Below are 26,077 nucleotides of genomic sequence, written 5' to 3' on the forward strand. Positions count from 1 at the left end.
GCGAGTTATTAAGGTAATGAAAGTAAAGTTTCTCATATTCGTTTTCTCGTTTGTCATCGCATTTGCAGTGGCAACTCCTTTCGTATCTTCTTTATTTTCACCTTTCATTAGTGTTGTTAGCAATGCTAATACGGCCTACGTACAACGAACAAAGCCTGTAAAAAACCATAAAGATACAGTGAAAACGGAAGTCGATACTACGCAGATGGACTCTTTGCAGCTTGCTATTTACAAGCACAATAAGGCCATCGACGATTCTATTCACATTGATAGTGTTATGAAATCAAGGTCGAATGGAATAGAATCTCCCGTAACTTATTCTGCTGAAGACTCACTTGTCTATGATGCAAAGACTCGTGTTGCTCATCTTTATGGCTCTGCAAAGATGAATTATCAGAACATGAAGCTGAGCAGTGATAAGGTTTACATGAACATAGATAGCAATCTTGTGCGTGCAAATGGAACTACCGACTCAACAGAAGAAAACGGAATTAAAGGTAAACCACAGTTTTCTCTTGGTGGACAAGAATACAGTAGTGACTCGATGGCATTCAATTTCAAATCGAAAAAGGGAATGATTAAGGGCATTTATACCCAACAAGAGGAAGGTTACATAACAGGAGAAAAAGCGAAACGTGATTCTTCGGGCGTTGTTTACTTGCAGCATGGCCGATATACAACTTGCGATAAGGCACATCCTGATTTCTATATTGCATTGTCGCGTGCAAAGGTTCGTCCCGGCAAAGATGTTGTTTTCGGACCTGCTTATCTTGTTGTTGCAGATGTTCCGCTACCATTAGCTATTCCTTATGGCTTCTTCCCATTTTCTAAAAAATATTCCAGCGGACTCATCATGCCAAGTTATGGTGAAGAAAGCGAACGTGGTTTCTATCTTCGAGATGGTGGTTATTACTTTGCCATTAACGATAAATGGGATTTAAAACTATTGGGAGAAATCTATACTCTTGGCTCTTGGGGAGTCAGTGCTGCAAGCAATTACCGCAAGCGTTATAGATATTCGGGTTCATTCCTCTTTAGTTTCCAGAAAACAAAGACGGGCGATAAGGGACTACCTGACTATGTTGCGGAAAAGAGTTTCAAGCTTCAATGGAATCATCAGCAGGACGCTAAGGCCAATCCAAATAGCACTTTGTCGGCCAGTGTAAACTTTGCCAGCTCAAGTTATGAACGCAATAACTTAAACAGTATGTATAATCCGCAGACTCTTACTCAGTCTACGCGTACATCATCTGTAAGCTGGTCAAGACAATTTCCAAGCATAGGACTTTCTATTAGTACAACTGTCAATCTTTCACAGAGTATGCGCGATTCAACTCTCAGTTTGACATTACCCGACCTTAATATTAGTCTTAGCCGTCTGTATCCGTTCAAACGCAAAAAAGCTGCGGGTAAAGAGCGTTGGTATGAGAAGATTTCTATGAGCTATACTGGTCAGTTGTCGAATTCAATTACATCAAATGAGAATCGCATTTTAAAGGCTAACTTTGCAAAAGAGTGGCGACATGGTTTCCAACACAATATTCCAGTGCAGGGTAATTTCACGCTGTTCAACTACATAAACCTTAATCCTTCGTTCAATTTTACAGACCGAATGTACACCAATAAGATTATGCGTAGTTGGGATAACGTTAAGTCTGAGGAACGACGCGATACCTTAACGGGCTTCTATAACATCTATAACTGGTCGCTAAACCTTAGTGCCAGCACGAAATTATATGGATTTTGGGTTCCAAATAAGAAGATATTTGGCAATAAGATACAAGCTATTCGCCACGTAATCACCCCGCAAGTAAACTTTTCTTACTCGCCTAACTTTGGAACAAAACGCTATGGATACTACGATAGTTATCAATATACCGACGCAAATGGCGACGTAAAGCTTGTACCATACTCTCCGTTCCAAGAAGGCATGTATGGTGTGCCTGGCAGTAGTAAGACGCAGATGATAACATGGGACGTTGGTAACAACATCGAAATGAAGATACGAAGCGACAAAGACTCTACGGGATATAAGAAACTCAGTATTATTGATGAGTTGGGAGCATCAATGTCGTACAATGCAGCTGCCGATTTCCACAAATGGAGCGACCTTAGTGTGCGTCTCAGATTGAAATGGTGGAAGAACTATACTTTCTCTATGAATGCACAATTTGCTACATACGCTTATGAATTAGATGCAAACGGAACCCCTTATGTTGGTAATCATACCGAGTGGGGATATGGTCGTTTGCCTCGCTTCCAAGGTATGTCGCAAAACTTCTCGTTCACTCTTACACCAGAAAAGATTAAGAAATGGTTTGGAGGAGGTAAGGAAAAAGAAGATAAAAATACTCAAACTGATGACGAAGGACCAGATCCAAATGTGGAATCGAATATGGACGACACGATGGAACGAGGCAAACACGCAGCTAAAAAGCGTGGAGGTAGTATCGCAGAAACCGACTCTGAAGGTTATATGCGCTTTAATATGCCATGGTCTTTAACCTTCGGTTATGGTATAACAATGCGCGAAAACCAACAAGGACGATTTAATAAGAAGACCATGCGCTATCCTTATAAGTTCTCGCAGACATTAAACGTAAGTGGTAATATCCGCATTAGCGATGGTTGGAATATTAACTTTGCAAGTGGATACGACTTTGATAATCATGCTTTAAGTATGACAACGGCAAGTCTTTCGCGCGATTTGCACTGCTTTAATATGAGTGCTTCTATCGTATTAGCACCTTACACATCGTACAACTTTACTTTCCGTTGTAATGCAGCAACACTTACCGATGCACTGAAATACGACAAACGAAGCGGCATAACGCAGGCTGTTCAGTGGTATTAATCTCTCTTTCCTTAACCCAAAACGTAGTTGTCTTAAAATAGATAATGGGGTAGGAAAGAACAATAAAATCACTCTTCTTTTGTAAAGAAAATATCAACAGAAAACGATAGAATTGCTTTCGTTTTGCAATAGTGCCTGTTTTGCATCGCAAAACAGGCACTATTGCGTTCTCAAACAGGCTCTTTTGCAATGCAAAAGTGCCTGTTTTGTAATGCGTTGAATATGAGGTTGTTATTCGATTGAACTAAGAATAATAAATTTTTACGTTTCTCTCTCCCATTATTAGTACGTTTACTAAGATTTATTGGTTTCTTTTTAAGGTAGCAGTAAAGACTTCTTGGTCTTATTATCGTTTAGTTTTCATTCTCTTTGTTTACTACTATACTTTTATAATAAAAGCCCCTACATCAACGATGCAGAGGCTTCTTATTATTGGTAAACTACTATTATATGCTGTTTACATGTGTCAAATATTCTTACACATTGCTGATAAGATAAGCAATATAGCCTACGTACGTAGCACTAAGAATCAGTCCTTCCCAACGTTGGATAACATATTTGGTGAACGAGAAGAACCAAATCATAATCATAGAGATTACCAACATCGACAAGTCGGTGATGGTAATGCCTTGCAGTTGCATAGGGCAAATAACACCAGTAACACCTAAGATGCCAAGAACATTGAATACATTAGAACCTAAAACGTTACCAATAGCAATACCACTATTGCCTTTTCGGGCTGAAACAACACTTGTAGCAAGTTCAGGAAGCGATGTTCCACCCGCTACAACAGTTAGACCAACGACAGCTTCGGATACTCCTAACGATGTTGCAAACTTTGAAGCGCCTTCAACAAACAGTGTACTGCCACCGATAAGGCATGCTAAACCAACAATAATCCATACCACAGACATGGTAGAACTCATCTTTGGAACAACTTCTAATGCCTTTTCTGCAAGCTCATTCTCCTTTTCTAACTCTTGCTTTTCTAATTTAGCACCTTTCAAAGTCATGTACATGAAGGTGATAAAGAGAAAGGTTAATATAACAGCATCGATGCGGCCAATCTTTCCATCAAAGCACATCATCATCAAAATAACCGATGCTACGAGGGCAAATGGAATATCTTTCATTACAGTAGAGCGCAAAATAGCCATTGGAGCAATGGTTGCGGCAGCACCAACAATCAGTAATGTGTTGAAGATATTCGAACCAACAACGTTTCCGACAGCCAAGTCGGGAGTACCTTTGAGTGCTGAAATCAAGCTAACACAAAACTCTGGCATACTGGTTCCCATAGCTACGATGGTGAGACCAATAACAATTTGTGGAATTTTCATGCGCTCTGCAACTGCTACCGAGCCTTCAGTGAGTCGGTCAGCACCCCATAATACGATGGCAATTCCTAAGATAATGAAAATAAGATTCAATAACATATATGTTTAATATTAATTTTATAATGTTTTAAAAACAATTTTTTGTTCTATTCGTTGGTGGCTTGTATTTGCTTAATATTCTCTTTTTCGCCTACTACCCATAGTATGTCGCCTATGGTTAAAGCATGCGAAGGATTGATGAGCGTAATATGTGTTTGCCCTTCATCTACACCTACTACCATGCAATCGTACTCGTCACGTATGCCACTATCCTTTAACGATTTCCCTATAAACGGACTCTTCTCCGATAAAACAATCTGTCGTAAAATCATTTCGCGCTTCTCTATATCGTTGTCTTCGGGACGAATTTCGCTTCGAATAGCTGCTGAGATAGCTGCCAACTGCTGGTCGTTACCAATGACTTGTATCTTGTCGCCAGGAAAAACAATGGTATTACCACGCGGAATATTCAGTCTTTGAGAGCCACGGAGAATGCTGCTGACGTGCGTACCGAAACGATTGCGAAGCTTTAGTTGGTATAATGTCTTACCAGTCCATTGCGAATCTTCTGGAATATCGAATTCACCGATGTGGATATCTCTATCTAATAGGTGTCCTTCAAACAGCGGTTTTCTGCTTCCGCGTACCTGTGCCGCTATCTCACGGCTACGAAGGTTCTGTATAAAGAGGCGTTCTAAGCGTATGCTACGTTGTTTCATGCCACGAGACATAATCATTAGCGTTAGGATACCAATTGCAATAACTATCATAAGCGCATTTGTGAAGCGTGTGAGATAGTTGCATATGTAGAAAATGAAGGCAAGTGCCACCACCATTCTTACGAGAATGGTAAATACAAGAGGCAGGCGATTCATGCGATTTCGCGTCCAAAGGGTTTTAAACTCTTCAGAATGGTTCTTCTTCATTACGAAAGCGCGTAGGAAAGGAGCTATAAACAAGATAGTAAGGAATCCGCATACCGCATTGCCTGCCCAGTGATTGCCTGTTAATTCTACCGAGAAGTTGCGCATAATAGGCAGAACAAGCGAGAACATAATAGCAATGGTGGCTGCAGAAAGAATTCCGTAGACGACAGTATTAGCCACTATCGCTTTGATAAGTGTGCGCCATAGGTTGTCAGACGATAGGTTTTGCGGCGTACCTACATCTATATGAGATACGCGACGTACCCATTGCTTGGGCATATGGCGTAGTAAAAAGTTGTACGTAGGCTCAGCACCACGTATCATATAGGGGGTAAGGAAGGTTGTTATTACCGAAACGGCAACTACAACAGGGTAGAGAAACTTACTAATAACGCCCAAAGACAATCCTAAAGTGGCGATAATGAAAGCAAATTCGCCCACTTGCGCCATTGAAAAGCCGCATCGAAGAGCATTTTTAAGCGACTGTCCGCCAAACATATAGCCCATTGTGCCAAACACAGCCTGACCTACAAGGATGGTAATAACAAGGATTAGGATTGGCACAGCATAGGTTACAAGAATCTTAGGGTCTACTAACATACCCACAGATACAAAGAATACGGCGCCAAAGAGGTTCTTTATGGGTTCTACAACCTTGATAATCTTCTCTGCTTCGATAGTTTCAGCCAATATACTGCCCATTACAAACGAGCCAAAAGCGGCACTGAAACCAACCTTTGTAGAAATAACTGCCATGAGAAAACAAAGTCCTAACGAAACAATCAAAAGGGTTTCGCTATTGAGTATACCACGTACCTTGCGCAAAAGCGATGGAATAGCAAACAAACCGATAACAAACCACAAGATAAGAAAGAAACCTATCATGAGCACACTCTCTATTAGCTGTCCGCCATCTGGACTGTTTCCGCTGGCAATGGCACTCAACATTACCATCATAACGATGGCGAGAATGTCTTCAAGAATAAGTACGCTCATCACAGTAGAGGCAAATGCCTGCTGAAGAAGGCCCATATCGGCAAATGCTTTATAGATAATTGCAGTTGAACTCATGGCTACCATACCTCCAAGGAATATGCAATCCATTTGTTTCCAGCCGAAAATGTTTCCTACAATAACGCCTAATGCCATCATAGAGAATACAATTGTGCAGGCGGCAATAATGGGGGAGGCTCCCATTTTCAATATTTTCTTGACCGAAAAGTCTAATCCTAATGAGAACAAAAGGAAGATAACACCAATATCTGCCCACGTTTTAATGTCTGTTTCATCAAGGACGCTCATAATGTAAGGCATGTGTGGTGAAACTAAAAAGCCTGCAACAATATAGCCGAGTACGAGCGGTTGTTTGAGTTTCTTAAATAATAAAGTAACGAAACCTGCCACCACAAGAATTAAGGCAAGGTCTTCTACAAGTACGGGGAGTTCTGACATAAGCAGCGTTATAAGTGTTTGAGTAGTTTTATTTTATGTGTTAGCATTAGTTGCAGCTGTGTTAATGTTCTTTTTAGCTACATATTTATATATTCAAAGCTGTCCTGACATGCTTTCGTAAATATGCTGAAACGTTTTTGCATCTATGCTAATATATTTTTATAGCTACGTTAAAATGTTTTCGCAGCTGCACTAATATAATTAAGGTGGAACGCATTCCCACTGTTGAAAATATGAACACCACAAACTGTTCTCTCCGTTTTTCGAGCTAATCGTAGCACCGAAATGTGGTGAGAGCAGACTTTGTAGTGTTCATCTTCGTATTTATGAACCGCCGAAAGTCGACAGACGAACTTCTAATTAGTCGTTATAACCAGCTGTAAGGCGACTTATGTTGATGATAACCTGCATAGCTTTTTCCATCACTTGGATAGATACAAACTCGTAAGGTCCGTGGAAATTCACACCACCAGCAAAGATATTAGGGCATGGAAGTCCTTTAAAGCTGAGCTGCGCACCATCGGTACCACCACGAATAGGCTGTACTAATGGTGTAACTTCGGCTTCTTGCATGGCTTTGACAACGAGGTCAATAACATGAATGTTTGGATCTATCTTCTCTTTCATGTTGTAATATTGGTCGTTCATCTTTATTTCAACCGTGCCTTCACCATACTTTTCGTTCATCGCTTTTACGCAATTCTCCATCACTTTCTTGCGATTTTCGAACTTATCTCGGTCGTGGTCGCGAATAATATAGTTAAGCTTAGCTTCTTCACAACGACTTTCAACACCGATTAAGTGGTAGAATCCTTCGTAACCTTCTGTTGTTTCAGGAGTCTCATTTTTAGGTAACATCGCATTAAACTCCATTGCCAAGAGGCTAGCATTTACCATTCTGTTTTTCGCATAGCCTGGGTGAACGCTCAACCCTTTGATATAAATCTTTGCACCAGCAGCATTAAAGTTCTCGTATTCCAGCTGTCCAATGTCGCCACCGTCCATGGTATACGCCCATTCGCAGCCGAATTTCTCTACGTCGAAGTGGTGAGCGCCTCGTCCAATCTCCTCATCTGGATTGAAACCTACACGGATTTTGCCGTGTTCAATCTCTGGATGGTCGCGCAAATAGCACATCGCCTGTACTATTTCTGCTATACCTGCCTTATCATCGGCACCAAGTAGGGTAGTGCCATCGGTAACAATAAGGTCCTCTCCTTTGTGTTCGAGAAGCTCAGGGAACTGCTTTGGTGATGATACCATATTTTCGTTGAGCTGAATATCGCTGCCATCGTAGTTCTTAACGATGCGCGCTTTGATGTTTGCACCGCTTGCATCGAGTGCAGTATCGTAGTGAGCGATGAATCCAATAGTAGGAACTTCTTTTGTTGTAGTAGCTGGAAGTGTGGCATAAATGTAGCCCTTTTCGTCCATTTCTACTTCTTTTAGTCCCTCGCGCTCAAGTTCTTCCTTTAAATACTTAGCGAAAACGAGTTGTTTCGCAGTACTGGGCACAGTCTCAGATTCGTCTGCTGACTGTGTGTCAAACTTGGTATAGTTAATAAATCTTTCTGCTATTTCCATGTTCTTATTTGTTTTTACTAATCTATTAGATGCAAAGATAGTTAAAAACAGAATGATATCAAAACTTGTAAGGTGGTTTTTTATGATTGTTATGTTTTTTCTATGTTTTGATAAATAAAAGATATTCTCATCATAAAAATGCGTAGAAAATAGTTCCAAATTAGAAAGAATTAAGTCTTGATACATTGTTGTTTAAGTTTAATTTCGTATCTTTGCAGTCTAAAAATTTATGCGTAGCGTGAAAATTAAGGAAGTTATTGATGCCCTTGAGAAGTTTGCGCCTCTGCCCTTACAGGAAAGTTACGATAATGCTGGCCTGCAAGTTGGATTGACAGGGGCGGAAGTGTCAGGGGCTTTATTGTGCCTTGACGTAACTGAAAAGATAGTGGACGAGGCTATAAAACTTGGCTGCAATCTGATAGTAGCGCACCATCCGCTTATCTTTGGTAAGCTTGCCCAAATATCAGACACAAACTATGTGCAACGAACTGTGATAAAAGCGATTAAGAATGATATCGTTGTTGTAGCTATGCATACTAATATAGATGCTGCAACGGGAGGTGTAAACTTCAAGATTGCCGAGCGAATGAGACTTCAAAATGTTCGTTTCTTTGGAAAGTTGCAGTCGGTCAGAACTGATGAAGGGGAAGTTTTTGGAGGTTCGGGAGTGCTTGGTGAGTTTGCAGAACCATTGGCAGCCGATGACTTTGTACTTCTTTTAAAGCGTCAGTTTGAGGTAGTATGTGTGCAAGCCAACCAACTTTTGCGTCGTCCTATAAAGCGAGTGGCACTCTGTGGAGGGGCTGGATCGTTTCTGTTGAAGGATGCAATAGATCAGGGAGCTGATGCTTTCGTTACAGGCGAAATGCACTATCACGACTTTTTCGGGTATGAACAGCAAATACAGATATGCTCAATTGGACACTATCAGAGTGAACAATTTACGACTGAAGTGTTCAAAGAAATTATTGAAAAGCAGTGCTCGGGCGTGAAATGTCACATTGCGCAAACAAATACAAACCCTATTATATATATATAATAAGGTGTAAAAAGAAACAAGAAAGAAAAATAAACGCAAAATAGAAATATAACAATGGCAAAGAAAGACCCTAAAGACTTATCAGTAGAAGACAAGTTGAAGCATCTTTATCAGTTGCAAACAACACTTTCGGCAATCGATGAAAAGCGTGCATTACGTGGCGAATTGCCACTCGAAGTGCGTGATTTGGAAGACGAGATTGCTGGTTTGAACACACGTATCGACAAGATACGATATGAAATTGACGATTTCCATCATGCCATCATACAACGCAAAGGAGATATTGAACGTGCAAAAGCAAGCTTGGAACGCTATAATCAACAGTTAGAACAAGTGGCTAACAACCGCGAATACGACATGTTGACTAAGGAAATAGAGTTCCAAACATTAGAAATAGAGCTTTGCAAGAAGAAGATGGACGAGGCGCAGGCTAAGATTCAGGAACGTCAAGACAATCTTGCTAATACAGAAGCGGTGTTGGATGATCGTCATAAGGCGCTTGAAGAGAAGCGTGCAGAGCTCGATGAAATCATGCAAGAAACACGAGACGAGGAAGATGATTTGAAGGAAAAGGCTGGAGAACTCGAAACAAAGATTGAAACAGGTTTGCTCCGCAGTTTCAAGCGTATTCGCAAAGGTGCGCGCAATGGTCTTGGTATCGTGTATGTACAACGTGATGCGTGTGGTGGTTGCTTTAATAAAATCCCACCTCAGCGTCAGTTAGATATTAAGATACACAAGAAAATCATCGTGTGTGAATATTGTGGACGTATTCTTATCGACCCTGAATTAGCTGGCGTGAAACTACAAGCATTAGAAGAAAAGCCTAAGAAAAAGCGTACAACTCGTAAGAAAAAAGAGGAAACGGCTGAATAAAAGTAGGTACACCTTATCTTATAATAACAAGAAAATAGCTCCATTGGTATTGTTGTTTTTACAATACTAATGGAGTTTTTTTATTCAACTGAATGTTTTGTTGCTTGTAGGTAGCATATTATACGTGTCTTATCTTGAACTATGAGCCTGATTTTAGCACTCACCTAACATTTGATTGATGGTAGTTGTGCATTTGAATAACATAATAAATAGTTCTTCTATGTCGCTGTTATATTATCTGTAAATTATATTTTGTACATGCAATATTTGCTGTATAGGAGCGATTTATTTATGCTTTTATCATGTGTTGAAGATGCAATAAGATGTGAAATATACAATAAGTTATGCTCAAAATTCAGGTATAGATAATGCATAAAAATGCTCTTGATTTATGCAGAAAAGGCTATTGAATAATAATACCTATGCTCTCACTTTGTAATAGTGCCTGTTTTGCATTGCAAAACAGGCACTATTACACGATAAAACAGCCTCTTTTGTAATGTAAAACAATGGGTTTTACAAAATGCTGGTAGTCAGCGTGTTATCTATTTGTCGTGTTGGTATGTTGTACTTGTATATTTTTACTATTTTATGCATATAATTATGTAGTACTAAAAAGGGAAAATACGTCAATTAAGGGGGTAGGTTATAGTTCTTTGTAATTGGGAATTGATGGAATAAAAGTGTATGTTTGGTGTTCATAATCCATCTTGCAGATGTAAGTATCTAAGCCGTTCGACACGATGAGATAATCAACGTGGAGTAGGAGATTATAAACTGATATTTGGTCGAAAACCTTCTGTGTGAGCTGAATATGTGGCGCCTTGTATTCTATTATCATTCGTGGGCGCAGATAGTTGTCATATAAAACGCTGTCTGCACGGATAACTTTGTCGCCAACCGAAAGCGATATCTCATTGGCAAGTAAGCTCATTGGATAATCTTTGTGGTTAATAAGGTAATTAATAAAGTGCTGCCTAACCCACTCTTCGGGTGTTATTACAAGATATTTTCGTCGCAAAATATCAAAGATTTTGCGGCGCCCATTCTCTTCTTTCACCTTTATATTATAGGGTGGGAGGTTTAATTGTAGCATTGTTGTCTGTCTTTTTTCTGATTTGAGAGAACATTTAAAGCCCTGCAATATTTTGTTTTCTCTTTTTTATCAACTAACTTTGCAGGCGAAAGTATATTGCTTCGAAGTTACCTATGGGAACTATTTGAGTGCAAATTCAATACAAATATAGATAAATTTTCTGAGAGTGCGAGCCTAATTATATGGAAATTAGGGGATGAACACAGCAGAAATAACAATAAAGTAATAGATGTCAGCAAAACAAGGAACAACATTTCAGGACATAATGAAAGACCTGAAAGCACGGAAGTTCTCTCCTATTTATATATTGATGGGCGAGGAATCTTATTATATCGACCAAATAACAAATTACATTGCAGAGAATGTGCTGACGCCTGCAGAACAGGATTTTAATCTGAATGTGTGCTTTGGATCAGATGTTTCTGCAGTGCAGGTTACTGATATGGCTAAGCGTTTCCCGATGATGGCAGAATATCAAGTTGTAATTGTAAAGGAAGCGCAAAACATTCGCTCGCTCGATGCATTGGAGAAATATTTAAAAAATCCAGCCAAGACCACGATTCTTGTTTGGTGTCATAAGAACGGAAAGATTGACGCAAGAAAGAAAGTGATAGCTATGGCAGACTCTATTGGAGTGGTATTCGAAAGTAAAAAAATAAGAGAATACCAACTTGCAGGTTTTATGCAAAATTATTTGGCAACGAAAAAAATCATGATTGAGCCAAAAGCAGCCCAGATGATAGCTGACCATATCGGAACTGATCTAAATCGTCTGACATCGGAACTCGATAAGGTCACACTATCATTGCCTGAAAACGATAAAAGAATTACACCGGAAATTGTTGAGAAAGAGGTTGGAGTAAGTAAGGATTTTAACACTTTCGAATTGCGCGATTCTATCGTAAACCGCAATGTTTTTAAGGCGAATCAAATTGTAAATTATTTTGATAAGAATCCGAAGGCTGGTTCGCTCTATTCTTTCTTGCCTTTACTCTTCTCTTATTTTCAGAATCTAATGATAGTTTTCTATTCGCCAAACAATAAAACAGAAAATGATATAGTTCAGGTATTGGAATTAAGAAGCAGCTGGGGAGCGAAAGAATACTATACTGGAATGAGAAATTACACAGCTCGAAAGACGATGGATATCATTGCTAAGATCAGAGAAGTAGATGCTAAAAGCAAAGGATTAGATAACCCAAGCACTGGGGCAGGGGATTTAATGAAAGAACTAATCTTTTTCATTTTGCATTAAAAAGACATATATTTGGTGCTAAAAATAGAACTAAATGCGTCCATTTTAGGGGATATAAGACCTTAAAATGGACGTTTTCAGTAGAAATAATGCCTGAAAATGTCTCTTTTTCATACTTTTTAGAGCTAGAATGAATAACTTATTTTATCTGCTTTTTTCGCGTAATAGCTTGGTAAAACGTTATTTACGTGTTTTTAACTCCTCTGTAGTTGGCTTATTTAAAAACAACCTTAACTTCGCTTCGAAATATGTAAATTACGCTAATTTTGGCCCTTTTTTAAAACCAAAGATTTATAATTAGATTTTATTAACGTTTAGATTGTTGAATAGTATATTTACTTTTAAAAACTAAACACGTATTATTTGTATTTTAATACTGATTGTTTTTAGATATAAAAGTGCACATATTGTTTTACATTTGTAATTATAAAACTAAATCATAGCATTTCATTTTGTAAACGTTTAAATATTCATGGCACAGCAAACGAACTAAAACGACAGATAATCAGTTATTTATAAGATTGCATTAACATAAGTGCGACAAAAAAAGGAGATTTCTATTGCAAATCAAATAATTTTCTGTATAAAAGCAGTAAGGTGACTATAAGGACATGTTAAAAGCCAGTATTATAAGGCAAAATGCTATTTTAAAGCTTAAAGTTTAAGTATTATCGTTTATTTATATTTCTAAATGTAAATTGCTATTGCACGTGCTTTAAGTCTTTTGGTTTGTGTTTTTAAATATCAAAACACGAAATTTAAAAAGCAAAACTCCTTGTTATTTATTTGGTTTTATGAATTATTTGTTTTACCTTTGTAAAATCATTAAAAACTGGTCTAAGAGCCATTAAATAGCACAAACAGGTTATGAAAGATAGAATAAAACGCTTAATGGAGAGTCAACACATGACCCAACAAACATTTGCAGACTTCATCGGAATTTCGTCTGCTTCGCTTAGTAGTATCTTTAATGGGAGAACAAAACCGACATTAAATACAGTTGAAGCTATAAAAGGAAAATTTCCGACTCTTAGTCTCGATTGGATCATGTATGGAGTAGAGCCAATGTTCAAAGAGAAGGTATCTGAATTACAAAATCCAGATGTATCAAACGTATTACCTCCTAATTTAAATCTCTTCGATGAAGTACCATCTGCTCCCCTCACTTTTACGGTAGATGAACGCAGAATTGATGAAAATTCAGCATTAACACCCAAGGATATAGTTAAAACGGAGGTGAAATATATTGACAAACCACAGCGTAATATTACTGAAATTCGTATTTTTTTTGATGACCAAACTTGGGAGACATTTGTCCCTAAAAAATGATTTTTCTCCCAAAAAATTAACATTTTATTTTTGTATAATATAGTAAGATCGATATCCTTTAGTCTCCATGCTGATTTTAAAATCTCTTGGAGACTTCTTTATTTCCATTGTATTAAGATGGTCTTATCACTATATGGTAATTAGCGTAATATGCCTTATCAGTCTATTTCATATCCTCCTCACTTGTGAATAAATATCTATTTTAATACGTATAATAATACAGCAGCACGTGTTTGAACTTCTTTTTCTTTTAACTTATTATATAGTAACAGTTCATTTCCTTTATGCGAATATTCTTCTTTTATTTTGTGAACCTCGTTTCTTATATGTTTTAAAGTAGTTCTTTTTATATGATGGTGGTCCATTTTTCTATCTATGAGTTCTTGTTTTTAAGTAAAATAATTGCGAATCTCAATTTTTAGTTTTGTTTTCTTCCATCTATTCTTTATTTACAGAATTTAATTTGTTTGCTAAAAGCGAGATTGATTGTGCTTCGCTGCAATATTTTTTGTGTATCTTTGCAGTAATATTTTCTATTATATCATCATGAAACAGAAGTTTATACTCGACCTAAAGGTTGTATCTGCAGAACGTTTGAATGCGAAAAATGTGTTGATTAAACTCACTCACGATAATAAACTGCCTGCTATGTTGCCCGGTCAGTTTGTTGAAATTAAGGTTGATGGTTCATCTACAACCTATTTACGTCGCCCTATTTCTATAAACTTTGTTGATAAGGAACGTAATGAATTGTGGTTACTTGTTGCAGAAGTGGGTGATGGTACACGTACTATAGCAGCTGTAAAACCAGGTGATGTGCTTAACTGTGTATTTCCCTTGGGTAATAGCTTCACCTATCCAGCTTCGTCTTCCGATAGTCTTTTGCTTATAGGTGGTGGCGTTGGAGTTGCTCCTTTGCTATATTTTGGTATGCTTTGCAAAGAACGTGGCATTTCAGTAACCTTCTTATTAGGTGCGCGTACAGCTTCCGATTTATTGGAATTAGATGAGTTTAAGAAATATGGTGAAGTCTTTATTACTACCGAAGATGGCTCTATGGGCGAGCAAGGATACGTTACGAATCATTCCATATTGCAAAAATGCCGTTTTGAACAGATTTCTACCTGTGGTCCTAAGCCTATGATGGTGTCAGTTGCAAAGTATGCGCAGGCTGCTAATATTCGCTGCGAGGCTTCTTTAGAGAATCTTATGGCATGCGGATTAGGTGCCTGTCTTTGTTGTGTTGAGAAGACTACAGAAGGTAATCTATGCGTTTGTACTGAGGGACCAGTGTTCGATATTAAACAGTTACTATGGTAATTATTGGTCCTGATGGCATTTGATGATGTTCAAATATAATGTAATAGTGAATTAAAAAAACAATCAAAAGCGATGGCAGATTTAAGTGTTAAGATAAGCAACCTACAACTAAAGAATCCTGTAATGACCGCTAGTGGAACCTTTGGTTATGGTATTGAGTTTCAAGATTTCGTTCCGTTAGATCAGATTGGTGGTATTATCGTGAAGGGAACTACCCTAAAACCTCGTGAGGGAAACGACTATCCCCGTATGGTGGAGACGCCTATGGGTATGCTTAATTGCGTGGGACTTCAAAATAAAGGTGTGGATTATTTCATAGAACACATTTATCCAGAAGTTAGTAAGATAGATACGAACATCATAGTGAACGTCAGTGGTGACTCTCCTGAGACCTATGCAGAAGCCGCAGAGAGACTAAATGATCTTGAATATATTCCAGCTATTGAGCTGAATATATCTTGTCCTAATGTGAAAAAGGGAGGAATGGCGTTTGGTGTAACCTGTTCCGGAGCTTCAACTGTGGTTCGCGAAGTACGTAAACATTACCATAAGACTCTTATTGTTAAGCTTTCGCCTAACGTAACCGATGTTGCAAGCATTGCTCGTTCGTGCGAAGACGAAGGTGCTGATGCAGTTTCGCTCATCAACACACTTATGGGTATGTCTATTGATATTGAGAAACGCGCTCATCGCCTATGTATTCGCACTGGCGGACTCAGTGGCCCAGCAGTTAAACCAGTAGCTCTTCGCATGGTTTACGATGTTGCTCATGCTGTTAAAATACCTGTTATAGGACTTGGCGGTATATCTACGGCTGCTGATGCCATAGAGTTTTTGATGGCAGGTGCAACTGCAATACAGATTGGTACTGCTAATTTCGTTGACCCACAAGTTACGTTGAAGGTGCGCAATGGTATAAACGAATGGTTGGATAGCCATGGTTGCAAGTCGATAAATGAAATCATTGGATGTGTAGAATAGCCCTTGCTTCCTCTTAAAACTTTTGGTATTTAGAAAAGAATGATATCTTATTCGGGCAAAAATGATGTCATTTTCAAGTAAATATGACGTCATATTTTGGTGAATATGACGTCATATTTTTTATTCAGTCCAATCATATTGGTACTTCAAGCATATTAAAATGCCTTCATGGATTGGACTCATTATTGTTGCATAGCGAGCAATTAATCCTTAGCTTCAATTAAGTTTTCAACAAATTCGCTATAGTTTGGTGCTAAATATTCAATGCAATCTTCTGTAAATTCCCCTAAATCCATCAATAGCAACACAACCTCTTCTGTTTTTAAATCTATTGCAAAGTAGTTTCCTCCCCAATCAACTGCGAAAGGTAAGTAGTGCAATGGAACGTTTACTGAAGTCAATTTCGCATAGCTTTTCTCTATTTTCATTTCTCCTAAGTCATCGCTATAATACTTTACGGGGAGGTAAAAACTAATCTCATAACCATCTTCTTCATCCTCTGCGTCGCAGAAAAGCGCCTTGTCAGGTACTCCTCCGTTGAAGGTTAAGTATTGAGAAGCAAATTCTTTGGGTAATTTGTGCCCCGTTATACGTTCAAGATTAGCTATATCTTCTTGTACTATTGCTTGTGCTGTCTTTATAAACATAGTCTTTATATGTTCTATTTTGGTTGTATATAAATATTGTTTAATGTTGCTTCCTGCTTCAAAACAAACAGTTGTTATTACAATTCAAGTGTTTGCTCAAGATAATCCAAGCCTGTCATCTTAGCTTTTTTCATGTAATTGATAAGCCTTTCCGAGAAGAATAAGCCCACTGCGCGAACTTTCAAGATATCAAAATCGTATTTTTCTACAAGGGAAATGTGGCTTATTTCCGTAAATTTCTGTTCACGATTTTTATATTCTACGAACGAATTAAACTTTAAACGTTCCCTCGAAAAGGAATCTATAATGATGCTTTTCGTGTAATCTATCTGCTCAAGAGGAATGCAAGGGAATGCTAAAAGATAATAGTTTTTTGTTGTGGAGAACTCTGGAATGCTCACTTGAATTTCGGAATGTAAGTGCAATTTGAATTGTTCAAGCATTTTCTTTGTCTTTTCTGAAACTATAAAATCGAGCATTCCGAAGGAGTTGTCCGTCATGTTCGATATGAAATCAGTTTCTTTTACCCGCTTTTTAGTTTTATAATAAACTATCTGTCCCAACTTGGAAACGTCAATTATAGGAAAGTCTTCTATGCCAATGAACATTTTACCTTCCCACAAACACCTACAATACTCCATTAGATAATCCTTCTCTTCCACATTAGCAAAGGAATATTGCTGTTTCTTGAGTCGTATTTCTACTTGATTGGTAACACCATCTGATATTCCTGTTACAGAACTTTCTATTGATGGACGTACTCTGAAATATCTTTTGTTCTCTTCCATTTATCTACTATTGGCTTTACAGTTGTTGCTTAAAATAAAGGTTATGAATTCAGTGCTTGAGGACTAATATAGTATAAGATGCTATTCATTGGAATTGCATCAGTTAATGATCTCGTCCCAATAATGCGGACTATAAATTGTTACAGTCCTTTCCCCTTCATCTTCTTGAAATCCACTGAGGGCAATACCGATGCTATCGAATATAGTAAAACCATATTTCTGTATGCACGAAAAACTATCCTTTAGCTTATCAATTATATTTTCGTAGCAGAATAAATTGTAATCGTTGTAATACAATTCAACTTCTTTTTTTTCGATTACAGATATTTCCACCAATCTATTATATTCGAAAACTAAAGACAAATCGTCTGAATACAATTTTATAAGAAGACCTTTATCAACTTTCTCAAAGCCATTCTCTGCTTTACTCAAAATTTCTTCAAGAGAGCTTCCAAACTTGTATTCGCTCATTCCCTCGTAAGGTTTTATTACGTATTTCATCTTTCTTTATTCTCAAAACGTGGTAAAATCTATATCAGGATGCAAATATACTTAATGTTTTTTGTAAAACTATTATTTTGCTGTTTTATATTGTTTTTATTCCTAAAATAAAGGTTTGGTTTCAAAAGAAATACCATTTCTTTTTCTTCGCAGATATGCTGTATATGCTTGTTTTAGAAGTTTTACCTTATATAAAAAATTTGAGAGCGTTCAATCGAACGCTCTCAACCAACACAAAAACTAAACTAGACTTAACTAAAAGTTTTTCGCACTATTTTCACAAACGGCTACGAAATATGTTACAAATGTACGATTAAATAATTACAAAATAATACATTGTATGCAGAAAAATTACGTTTTGCCGTAAAATATCATACTCTTTTGGAGTTATTGACCAATAAAGCGTCTAATAATATCATTGCTGTCATTGATTCAACAATAGGTACTGCCCGTGGAAGAACACAAGGGTCGTGCCTTCCGCGTGGGTCTATTGTATGTTCGTTGCCTGCAATGTCAACTGTCTTTTGCTCCATCAGTAAAGTTGCTACTGGCTTAAAGGCAACTCTGAAGTATATATCTTCACCATTACTTATTCCGCCTTGTATACCTCCACTGTGGTTTGTTTGTATTGCAATATAGTCGTTTTCGTTTTCTTTTATTGTTGCAAAACCATCGTTTTGCTGGCTTCCTCTCCATGTACTTCCGTCAAAACCTTCACCGTACTCAAAGCCTTTTGCTGCATTTATGCTTAGCATTGCTGCGCCAAGTTGTGCATGTAGTTTGCCAAATTCGGGCTCTCCTAATCCTACTGGGCACCCTTTTACAACACAAGTGATAACTCCTCCGATGGTATCACCTTCACTCTTCACCTTCGCAATCAAGCTTTCCATTTCTTTTGCCTTTGCTTCGTCAGGACATCTCACAGCGTTTTTCTCTGTCAAAGACAGGTCGTATCTTCTGTAATCCCTTTCTAATGCAATGTTGCCTATCTGCGATGTATAGGCTTGAATGCTTATATTGTATTTCCGTAATACAAGTTTTGCCAATGCACCTGCTACAACTCTGGCCAGCGTAATGCGTGCTGAAGCTCGTCCTCCCCCTCGATAATCGCGTATGCCGTACTTTTTATAATAGGTGTAATCGGCATGCGATGGTCTGAAAAGGTCGCGAATCGCATCGTAATCCTTTGTCTGTTGGTTCTTGTTTTTAACGATAAAGCCAATCGGTGCACCTGTTGATTTGCCTTCAAATACACCGCTCAGCAATTCAACCTCGTCGGTTTCTTTTCTATCAGTGGTGATTTTGCTCTGCCCTGGTCGGCGTCTGTTCAGTTCGTTTTGAATGAATTCAAGGTCGATATCTATACCTGGTGGCATTCCATCTACTATACCGCCTATCGCAACACCATGGCTTTCGCCAAAGGTAGTCAATGTATACAGTGTGCCAATTATATTCGGCATATTGTTTTCCTTTCCTTATTCTTCTGTTACAGACGCCTTTGAGAGCGTATAGTTTTTAGAGATTAGTTATGGCAGCAGCAGCCTTCTCCACCGCCTTCTCCGTCACCATGGCAGCCACATTGGCCGTTTCCATTACCTTCTCCATCGCCGTGGCAACCGCAATTTCCACCACAATGATGGCTGTTAAGCTTTTCAAAGAACTCTTTAACCTCTTCTTCGCTTGCCTCACGGTTTTCAATAACGTGTCCTTTAAACCTTAGTTCCTTTCCTGCCAATGGGTGGTTAAGGTCCACTTTTACCTTGTCTTCCGTTATATCAATAACGCGAGCCATGAATCGTTGGCCTTCTTGGTTCTGCAAAGGAATCATTGCTCCGACGTAAACGTTACTGCTATCAAACTCTCCTTCTTGTGAGAAAACAGCCTTATCAAGGTCTAAAACGTTTTCCTCCATATAGTCGCCGTAAGCTTGTCCCTTTGCTAAATCAAAAGCAAAATCGTTACCTGCAACTGTTTCCATTGCTATTTTTTCAAACTCTGGCAGCGCCATATCACAGCCAGTGTAGAAAGTTAGGGGTCTGTTTTCTTCTGTTTTCTCTATTAATACTTCGTTTCCGTACTCAATACTATATAATTCGTAGCTTGCAGAAATGAATTTATGTGTTTTATTTTCCATTATTTTTATTTTGTAAATTTTGTTCCTTTGCAAAGATACTATTTATTTATGAGAAACTATCTAACTGCTTGTTGTTTTTTGATTGTACTATCTTTCTCACAGAAAAGAAGCTGTTGGATTGCTCATTAGTCTCACTTCTGGTTCTTATTGCATATACGAAAAGTAGGGTATTATTATGTAAATGTTTTTCAAATGCGCCTCGATGGCTTAACTGAATAGTTATCAACGTGTTATAATACCCATTGTTTTGCGTTACAAAAGAACCTGTTTTACACGGCAATAGTGCCTGTTTTGCGACGTAAAACAGGCACTATTGCAATACAAAACAATAATCATCGTTTTCTGTTTATGTTTTTCTTTACAAAAAGAAGCGGTTGAATAAGCAAATCATACTCATATTTTGATGTACAATTCTTTCACGTGTTTCATATTGCTTACTACGATAATATACTACTGAACCACTTTTATAATGAAGCTAAACAAAAAAAGGTCGCACCCTAAAGAGTGCGACCTTTACTATTTTAATATCAACTTTGATTATCCAAAGAAGTGCCACTCGCCCAAAAGGAACAATACTAAGTAGCTCAATACGATAGATATGATACCGCAAGTAAGACCTGCTTTCAACATATCTTTCTGCTCAATCAAACCTGTTGAGTAAGCAATAGCATTAGGAGGAGTAGAGATTGGCAAGCACATAGCGGTAGAAGCAGCAACTGCTATACCAATAAGCACGGTGCTGGTACCACCAATAATCTCAAGCTTATCGCCCATTGCACGGCAAACCACAGCCAAAATAGGCATCAAGAGGGCTGCTGTAGCAGTGTTTGAGATGAAGTTTGACAAGAAGTAACAAATAAGACCAGACACAAGGAGAATGATAATAGGACTCCAAGTGCCGAATGGGATGCTTTCAATGGCAACATCTGCCAAGCCAGAACCATTCATACCAAGACCCAAAGCAAAACCTCCGGCTACCATCCAGATAACACTCCAGTCGATTTGTTGTAGGTCTTTCGCTGTAATAACGCCTGTAATGGCGAAGATTCCCATTGGTATCATAGACACGGTGTTAGTGTTTATACCTGTTACCTCCTTTGGAATGATCCAAAGCAAGATGGTTACAATGAAGGTAGCAATTACTACATACATGCGCCAACCACGGTGTACTTCACCCGTAATCTGCAATTCAATAGTCTTATTAGTGAATGGGAAGAAGTAAAGAATTACCTTCCAGCAGATAAGAAGCAAGATAATTACAAGCGGAGCCATAACAAGCATCCATTGACCGAAGCTAATACCCAAGTTCAAACCTTCTGGGTCGTTCAAGAACTTCATGGCAATCATGTTAGGAGGTGTACCAATAGGTGTACCCATACCGCCTAAGTTGGCAGCCAATGGAATAGCCATGGTAAGTCCGATACGGCCTTTTCCATTTGCAGGAAGCGATGCAAACACTGGTGTTAAGAAGGTTAACATAAGCGCAGCAGTCGCTGTATTTGAGATAAACATAGAGAAAGTACCTGTTATGAAAAGGAAACCTAACAGCACATTCTCGCTCTTTTTACCGAAAGGACGTATCATATTCTTAGCTAACAGCGTGTCAAGGCCTGACTTTGAAGCTGCTATCGCAAGGATAAAGCCTGCCAAGAACAACATGATAATAGGGTCAGCGAACGAAGCCATAATATCTTTAGACTTCAATAGTTCACCTATTCCATCGCCTTTGAATGGTAAAAACGAGTTCTCTGATACTGTTACACACATGATTGTCATTATTGCTAATGACGTAGCCCAAGCTGGAATGCACTCAGTTAACCAAGAAAGCGTTGCAAAAACGAAGATAGCGATAATTCTTTGCTGAACAACAGTTAAACCTTCTATACCAAATACTGAGGTGGGAAGGTTCCAAACAATGGCTGTAACCAGCACAATTCCTAATAGCTGCCACACCTTCTTCCTCTCAATGTGCGTAGACAGCGTGTTTAAATTACTCTCTGACATGGTAAAATTTTACTTAATTAATTTTGATTGTTTATTATAGTTGTTTTAAATTGGGGACGAAATTACGAAAAAGTTTCTGTTCTTACAAAAATTCAAACATTTTTTGTAATTTTGCAGGAAATATTCTTTTGCTATGCGTAAATTTCAGGTTCTATACCTCTTATTATTAAGTCTGTGTTTCAGTTGTAGTAACAATCAGGTTAAAGAAGCAAAGACTAACGACCCAATAGACAGCACATTAGTGTTTAAGTATGCCGAGAACATCAAAATGGAACGTACTGATGACGGTATAAAAGTAATCCTTGCGAACCCTTGGAAAAAGGGTGAGACATTGCATACCTACTATTTAGTGGAAGATGCGGAGAAGGTAGAGAAGCCTGAGAATGGTACTCTTGTGCAAGTTCCGATTAGGAGAGGCGTGTTCTTTACGACTGCACACGCTAACTTAATGGAGATGTTAGGTGCACAAAAAGCTATTGCGGGTGTTGCTGATGGGAAGTATATGCTGATACCTGACGTGCAAAAACGCCTGAAGAGCAAAGAGATTGTTGATTGCGGAGATGGTATGAAGCCTAACATAGAGAAAATAATTGACCTTAAAACCGATGGTTTGCTGGTATCACCATTTGAAAATAGCGGTGGATATGGCAAGTTAGATGAAATAAAAATCCCTATTATTGAATGTGCAGAATATATGGAAACCTCTGCATTGGGACGTGCCGAATGGATGAAATTCTATGGTATTCTCTTCGGTTGTCAGCAGACTGCCGACTCATTATTTAAGGTTGTAGAGAAAGAATACCTTGCTTTGAAAGCCAAAGCAAAGACCGCTAAGCAAACACTTTCGGTTCTACCAGACCGCAAGACAGGCAGTGTGTGGTATATGCCAGGCGGCGAAAGCAGTGTAGGATTGCTTTATAAAGATGCAAATGGCAAGTATGCATTTGCTAATAATAAGAAAAGTGGAAGCCTGGCGCTACCTTTTGAGACTGTTTTAGATAAGGTAGGGCAAGCTGATTTCTGGATTTTTGGCTATTACGGCAACTTTAACAAGCAGCAACTCTTGGCCGAATACCCAGGTTACGCAGCACTGAAACCTTTCAAGACTGACGAGATTTACGGCTGTCAAATAGATAGAACGCCTTATTTCGAGGAGGTTAGCTGGCGTCCAGACTGGCTTTTGGCAGACTTAGTACAACTCTTTCACCCTGACTTGAGAACTACTTCGTTGCGTTATTATCATCGTTTATAAAACTGCAGCAACCTTTCTGACAATGAAAAAGAATACTTTCGCATTTGTCTTACTGCCTCTTGGCATTCTCTTTCTTTTCTTACTGAACCTCTATATTGGTTCGGTACGCATTCCGTTTAATGATGTTTTAGATATCTGCTTAGGTCGTTTTGATGGCAAAGAGAGTTGGCGCTTCATTGTTTTAGAGAACCGTTTGCCGCAAGCAATAACCGCAATGTTCTGCGGTGGAGCACTTGCTGTGAGCGGTTTAATGTTGCAAACCGCCTTCAGAAATCCATTAGCAGGGCCTGATGTCTTTGGTATCAACGCTGGGGCTGGCTTGGGTGTAGCCCTTGTTATGCTGCTTTTAGGTGGCAACGTGTCCACGGTTTTATTCTCCGTGTCGGGCTTTATGGCTGTTTTAGTTGCAGCTTTTACTGGTGCAATGGCAGTAACAGCATTGATTTTCTTTTTTTCTCTTCTTATCAGAAATAGTGTTTTACTACTCATTATAGGCATTATGGTGGGCTATATGTCGTCGTCTGTTGTGTCGCTACTCAATTTCTTTGCTACCGAAGAAGGCGTAAAAAGTTACATGATATGGGGCATGGGCAATTTCGGAGGAGTATCTATGGAGCACATTCCTATATTTGTTGGAATTGTGTGCTCAGGCATTTTCTGTTCCTTATTGCTGATGAAACCACTAAATGCTCTATTGCTTGGTCCGCAATATGCTGAAAGTTTGGGAATCAATACACGTAAAGTGCGCAACTATCTGCTTATTGTAACAGGACTATTGTCGGCTATAACCACTGCATTTTGTGGTCCTATTGGTTTCATTGGTCTGGCTGTTCCCCACATAGCGCGTTTATTATTGACCACCGACAACCATCGTTTATTGTTACCAGCTACTATTCTTAGCGGTGCACTGATAGCCCTTGTATGCAATCTTATTTGCTATTTGCCAGGCGAAGGTGGCATTATTCCGCTCAATGCCGTAACACCTTTAATAGGTGCACCCGTAGTAATCTATGTGCTTATAAAGTCGAAAGGTTAAGAAAACCCGTACAAAAAATAATCCAATTGCTTTTAGCAGTTGGATTATTTTTTGTAGCTTTGCAGCTAAAATCCATAGCGATAGCTATGCGGTTAATCTAATTTAATAAGAAATGAACACAACTAACTTATCACCATTCAAACGAACCATCGTAGGCGTACAGTTTCTTTTTGTGGCTTTTGGCGCTACTGTGCTTGTCCCGTTGCTCGTTGGGCTCGACCCTGCCACAGCTCTTTTCACGGCAGGTATCGGTACTTTCATCTTCCATTTTATTACTAAAGGCAAGGTACCTATCTTTCTTGGATCGTCGTTTGCCTTTATTGCGCCTATCATTATGGCTTCACAAAGATGGGGAATGCCAGGTACCTTGGCAGGTATTATTGGCGTTTCGCTGGTCTATTTCGTAATGTCTTTGCTGATTCGATTGCAAGGAAGAAAGTTCTTAAATAGACTTTTTCCACCTGTTGTGATAGGTCCTGTCATTATCTTAATTGGACTTTCTCTTTCTAGTTCGGCTGTTGATATGGCTAAAGATAATTGGCTTTTAGCTGGCGTATCGCTTGCTGTGGCTATCTTAGTGCTTACTTTGGGCAAAGGACTCATTAAGCTTGTGCCTGTGGTATGTGGCATTATAGCGGGCTATATCGTTGCTGTTTGCATAGGGAAAGTTGATTTTAAGGATGTAATAGCGGCACCTTGGTTTGCATTACCCCCTGCATTGTCCGACTTCCACATGCCGCAATTCGAGTTAAAGCCCTTCCTTTTCATGATACCTGTAGCCATTGCGCCCGTTATTGAGCATATTGGCGATGTTTATGTGGTAGGTGCTGTAGCACAAAAAGACTTTGTTAAGGATCCAGGACTGCACCGAACAATGCTTGGCGATGGTTTGGCTTGTCTTGTAGCGAGCCTATTTGGTGGTCCTCCCGTAACTACTTACAGCGAAGTTACAGGCGCTATGAGCATTACAAAAATCACTCAACCACAGGTAATTCGTATTTCTGCAGCTACAGCAATAGTCTTTTCGGTTATCGGAAAACTTAGCGCTCTGTTGCAAAGTATACCTACTGCCGTGCTCGGTGGTATTATGTTGCTGCTCTTTGGTACCATTGCTTCGGTTGGAATACAGAACCTTGTACAAAACAAAGTGAACCTAAACCACACCCGAAACACCATTATTATTTCGGTAACACTTACTATTGGTATTGGCGGAGCAGTCTTTAGCTATAAAGATTTTGCCATGAGCGGTATCGGTTTGGCGGCAATTGTAGGTGTTTTACTTAACTTAGTGCTTCCACATCCAAAGGAAGAAGAAACTGAAAAATAGTGCTTTTTAAAGCATTAGTTACTACCATTAAATACTAGACCGCGGGGACAACAGTGCTTTTATGCCGTTGTCCCCGTTTTTTGTTGGCTAAATGAGCAAGCCAAAATGTAAGTATTTCATCGTTTTACCAGTATTTCTGATTTTCCTTGAAATACTAAAAAATCTCATAGAAGGCTACTTTCATTTGTAAAGAAAAGCACAAGTTAATACTAATATGAATGGTTTTGCACTGCAATAGTGCCTGTTTTGCATCGCAAAATAGGCACTATTGCAGTGCAAAATAGGCTCTTTTGGAACGCA

20 protein-coding genes are annotated in these 26,077 nt (G+C 38.8%); 10 read left to right on the forward strand and 10 right to left on the reverse strand.

All coding sequences use genetic code 11. The features are described from left to right. Positions 1-16 precede the first annotated feature (16 nt). Positions 17-2,854 (forward strand): putative LPS assembly protein LptD, encoded by a 2,838-nt coding sequence (locus tag HXN26_RS03045; protein ID WP_273158587.1) that lies wholly within the window; start codon positions 17-19, stop codon positions 2,852-2,854. A 476-nt stretch (positions 2,855-3,330) separates the two neighbouring features. Here the strand turns inward: HXN26_RS03045 and HXN26_RS03050 are convergent, their stop codons facing one another. The 3 genes from HXN26_RS03050 to pepT form a co-directional block, all read right to left on the reverse strand. Continuing rightward, complete coding sequence (locus tag HXN26_RS03050; RefSeq protein ID WP_273158589.1) at positions 3,331-4,290, reverse strand: calcium/sodium antiporter; 960 nt, start codon at positions 4,288-4,290, stop codon at positions 3,331-3,333. Positions 4,291-4,337: 47 nt separating this feature from the next. Beyond that, positions 4,338-6,608 carry a cation:proton antiporter gene (locus tag HXN26_RS03055; protein ID WP_273158591.1) on the reverse strand — a complete coding sequence of 757 codons (2,271 nt, stop codon included), beginning with the start codon at positions 6,606-6,608 and terminating at the stop codon, positions 4,338-4,340. A gap of 360 nt (positions 6,609-6,968) precedes the next feature. Next, on the reverse strand, positions 6,969-8,192 hold the full coding sequence (pepT, locus tag HXN26_RS03060; RefSeq protein WP_273158593.1) for a peptidase T: 1,224 nt from the start codon (positions 8,190-8,192) through the stop codon (positions 6,969-6,971). 229 nt (positions 8,193-8,421) lie between these two features. On the opposite strand from pepT, the gene HXN26_RS03065 reads away from it, so the two are divergent. Then, positions 8,422-9,231, forward strand: coding sequence for a Nif3-like dinuclear metal center hexameric protein (locus tag HXN26_RS03065; RefSeq protein ID WP_025000717.1), 810 nt, complete (start codon positions 8,422-8,424; stop codon positions 9,229-9,231). Positions 9,232-9,285: 54 nt separating this feature from the next. Further along, the gene (locus tag HXN26_RS03070; RefSeq protein WP_273158596.1) at positions 9,286-10,107 is read left to right on the forward strand and encodes a zinc ribbon domain-containing protein; all 822 of its coding nucleotides are present in this window, start codon (positions 9,286-9,288) and stop codon (positions 10,105-10,107) included. Between the two features lie 646 nt (positions 10,108-10,753). Here the strand turns inward: HXN26_RS03070 and HXN26_RS03075 are convergent. Next, positions 10,754-11,203, reverse strand: coding sequence for a type I restriction enzyme HsdR N-terminal domain-containing protein (locus tag HXN26_RS03075; RefSeq protein WP_025000637.1), 450 nt, complete (start codon positions 11,201-11,203; stop codon positions 10,754-10,756). 229 nt (positions 11,204-11,432) lie between these two features. Here HXN26_RS03075 and holA point away from each other — a divergent pair, with 229 nt between their 5' ends. The 4 genes from holA (at position 11,433) to HXN26_RS03095 (ending at position 16,088) form a co-directional block, all read left to right on the forward strand. Beyond that, complete coding sequence (gene holA, locus HXN26_RS03080; protein WP_273158599.1) at positions 11,433-12,458, forward strand: DNA polymerase III subunit delta; 1,026 nt, start codon at positions 11,433-11,435, stop codon at positions 12,456-12,458. An 867-nt stretch (positions 12,459-13,325) separates the two neighbouring features. Continuing rightward, the gene (locus HXN26_RS03085) at positions 13,326-13,787 is read left to right on the forward strand and encodes a helix-turn-helix domain-containing protein (protein WP_025000639.1); all 462 of its coding nucleotides are present in this window, start codon (positions 13,326-13,328) and stop codon (positions 13,785-13,787) included. Between the two features lie 546 nt (positions 13,788-14,333). Beyond that, positions 14,334-15,107 (forward strand): dihydroorotate dehydrogenase electron transfer subunit, encoded by a 774-nt coding sequence (locus tag HXN26_RS03090; RefSeq protein ID WP_273158602.1) that lies wholly within the window; start codon positions 14,334-14,336, stop codon positions 15,105-15,107. 72 nt (positions 15,108-15,179) lie between these two features. After that, the gene (locus HXN26_RS03095; RefSeq protein WP_273158604.1) at positions 15,180-16,088 is read left to right on the forward strand and encodes a dihydroorotate dehydrogenase; all 909 of its coding nucleotides are present in this window, start codon (positions 15,180-15,182) and stop codon (positions 16,086-16,088) included. 203 nt (positions 16,089-16,291) lie between these two features. Here HXN26_RS03095 and HXN26_RS03100 read toward each other — a convergent pair whose 3' ends face one another. From HXN26_RS03100 to HXN26_RS03125, 6 genes are all read right to left on the reverse strand, one after another. Further along, positions 16,292-16,735, reverse strand: coding sequence for an SMI1/KNR4 family protein (locus HXN26_RS03100; protein WP_273158606.1), 444 nt, complete (start codon positions 16,733-16,735; stop codon positions 16,292-16,294). A gap of 77 nt (positions 16,736-16,812) precedes the next feature. Continuing rightward, entirely contained in the window at positions 16,813-17,523 is a 711-nt protein-coding gene (locus HXN26_RS03105; protein ID WP_273158608.1) for a hypothetical protein, read from the reverse strand. A gap of 99 nt (positions 17,524-17,622) precedes the next feature. After that, positions 17,623-18,024 (reverse strand): thymidylate kinase, encoded by a 402-nt coding sequence (locus HXN26_RS03110; protein WP_273158610.1) that lies wholly within the window; start codon positions 18,022-18,024, stop codon positions 17,623-17,625. A gap of 371 nt (positions 18,025-18,395) precedes the next feature. Then, positions 18,396-19,484 carry a chorismate synthase gene (gene aroC, locus HXN26_RS03115; RefSeq protein ID WP_273158612.1) on the reverse strand — a complete coding sequence of 363 codons (1,089 nt, stop codon included), beginning with the start codon at positions 19,482-19,484 and terminating at the stop codon, positions 18,396-18,398. A gap of 62 nt (positions 19,485-19,546) precedes the next feature. Further along, entirely contained in the window at positions 19,547-20,158 is a 612-nt protein-coding gene (locus HXN26_RS03120; protein WP_273158614.1) for an FKBP-type peptidyl-prolyl cis-trans isomerase, read from the reverse strand. Positions 20,159-20,695: 537 nt separating this feature from the next. Further along, positions 20,696-22,162: an SLC13 family permease gene (locus HXN26_RS03125; protein ID WP_273158616.1), complete on the reverse strand. Its 1,467-nt coding sequence runs from the start codon at positions 22,160-22,162 to the stop codon at positions 20,696-20,698. Positions 22,163-22,295: 133 nt separating this feature from the next. Here HXN26_RS03125 and HXN26_RS03130 point away from each other — a divergent pair, with 133 nt between their 5' ends. The 3 genes from HXN26_RS03130 (at position 22,296) to HXN26_RS03140 (ending at position 25,777) form a co-directional block, all read left to right on the forward strand. Beyond that, positions 22,296-23,414: an ABC transporter substrate-binding protein gene (locus HXN26_RS03130; protein ID WP_273158618.1), complete on the forward strand. Its 1,119-nt coding sequence runs from the start codon at positions 22,296-22,298 to the stop codon at positions 23,412-23,414. A 22-nt stretch (positions 23,415-23,436) separates the two neighbouring features. Further along, on the forward strand, positions 23,437-24,450 hold the full coding sequence (locus tag HXN26_RS03135) for an iron ABC transporter permease (RefSeq protein ID WP_273158620.1): 1,014 nt from the start codon (positions 23,437-23,439) through the stop codon (positions 24,448-24,450). A gap of 112 nt (positions 24,451-24,562) precedes the next feature. Then, positions 24,563-25,777 carry a uracil-xanthine permease family protein gene (locus tag HXN26_RS03140; RefSeq protein WP_273158621.1) on the forward strand — a complete coding sequence of 405 codons (1,215 nt, stop codon included), beginning with the start codon at positions 24,563-24,565 and terminating at the stop codon, positions 25,775-25,777. Positions 25,778-26,077 lie beyond the last annotated feature (300 nt).

This window comes from Prevotella aurantiaca, assembly GCF_015262605.1.
Taxonomy (GTDB): domain Bacteria; phylum Bacteroidota; class Bacteroidia; order Bacteroidales; family Bacteroidaceae; genus Prevotella; species Prevotella aurantiaca.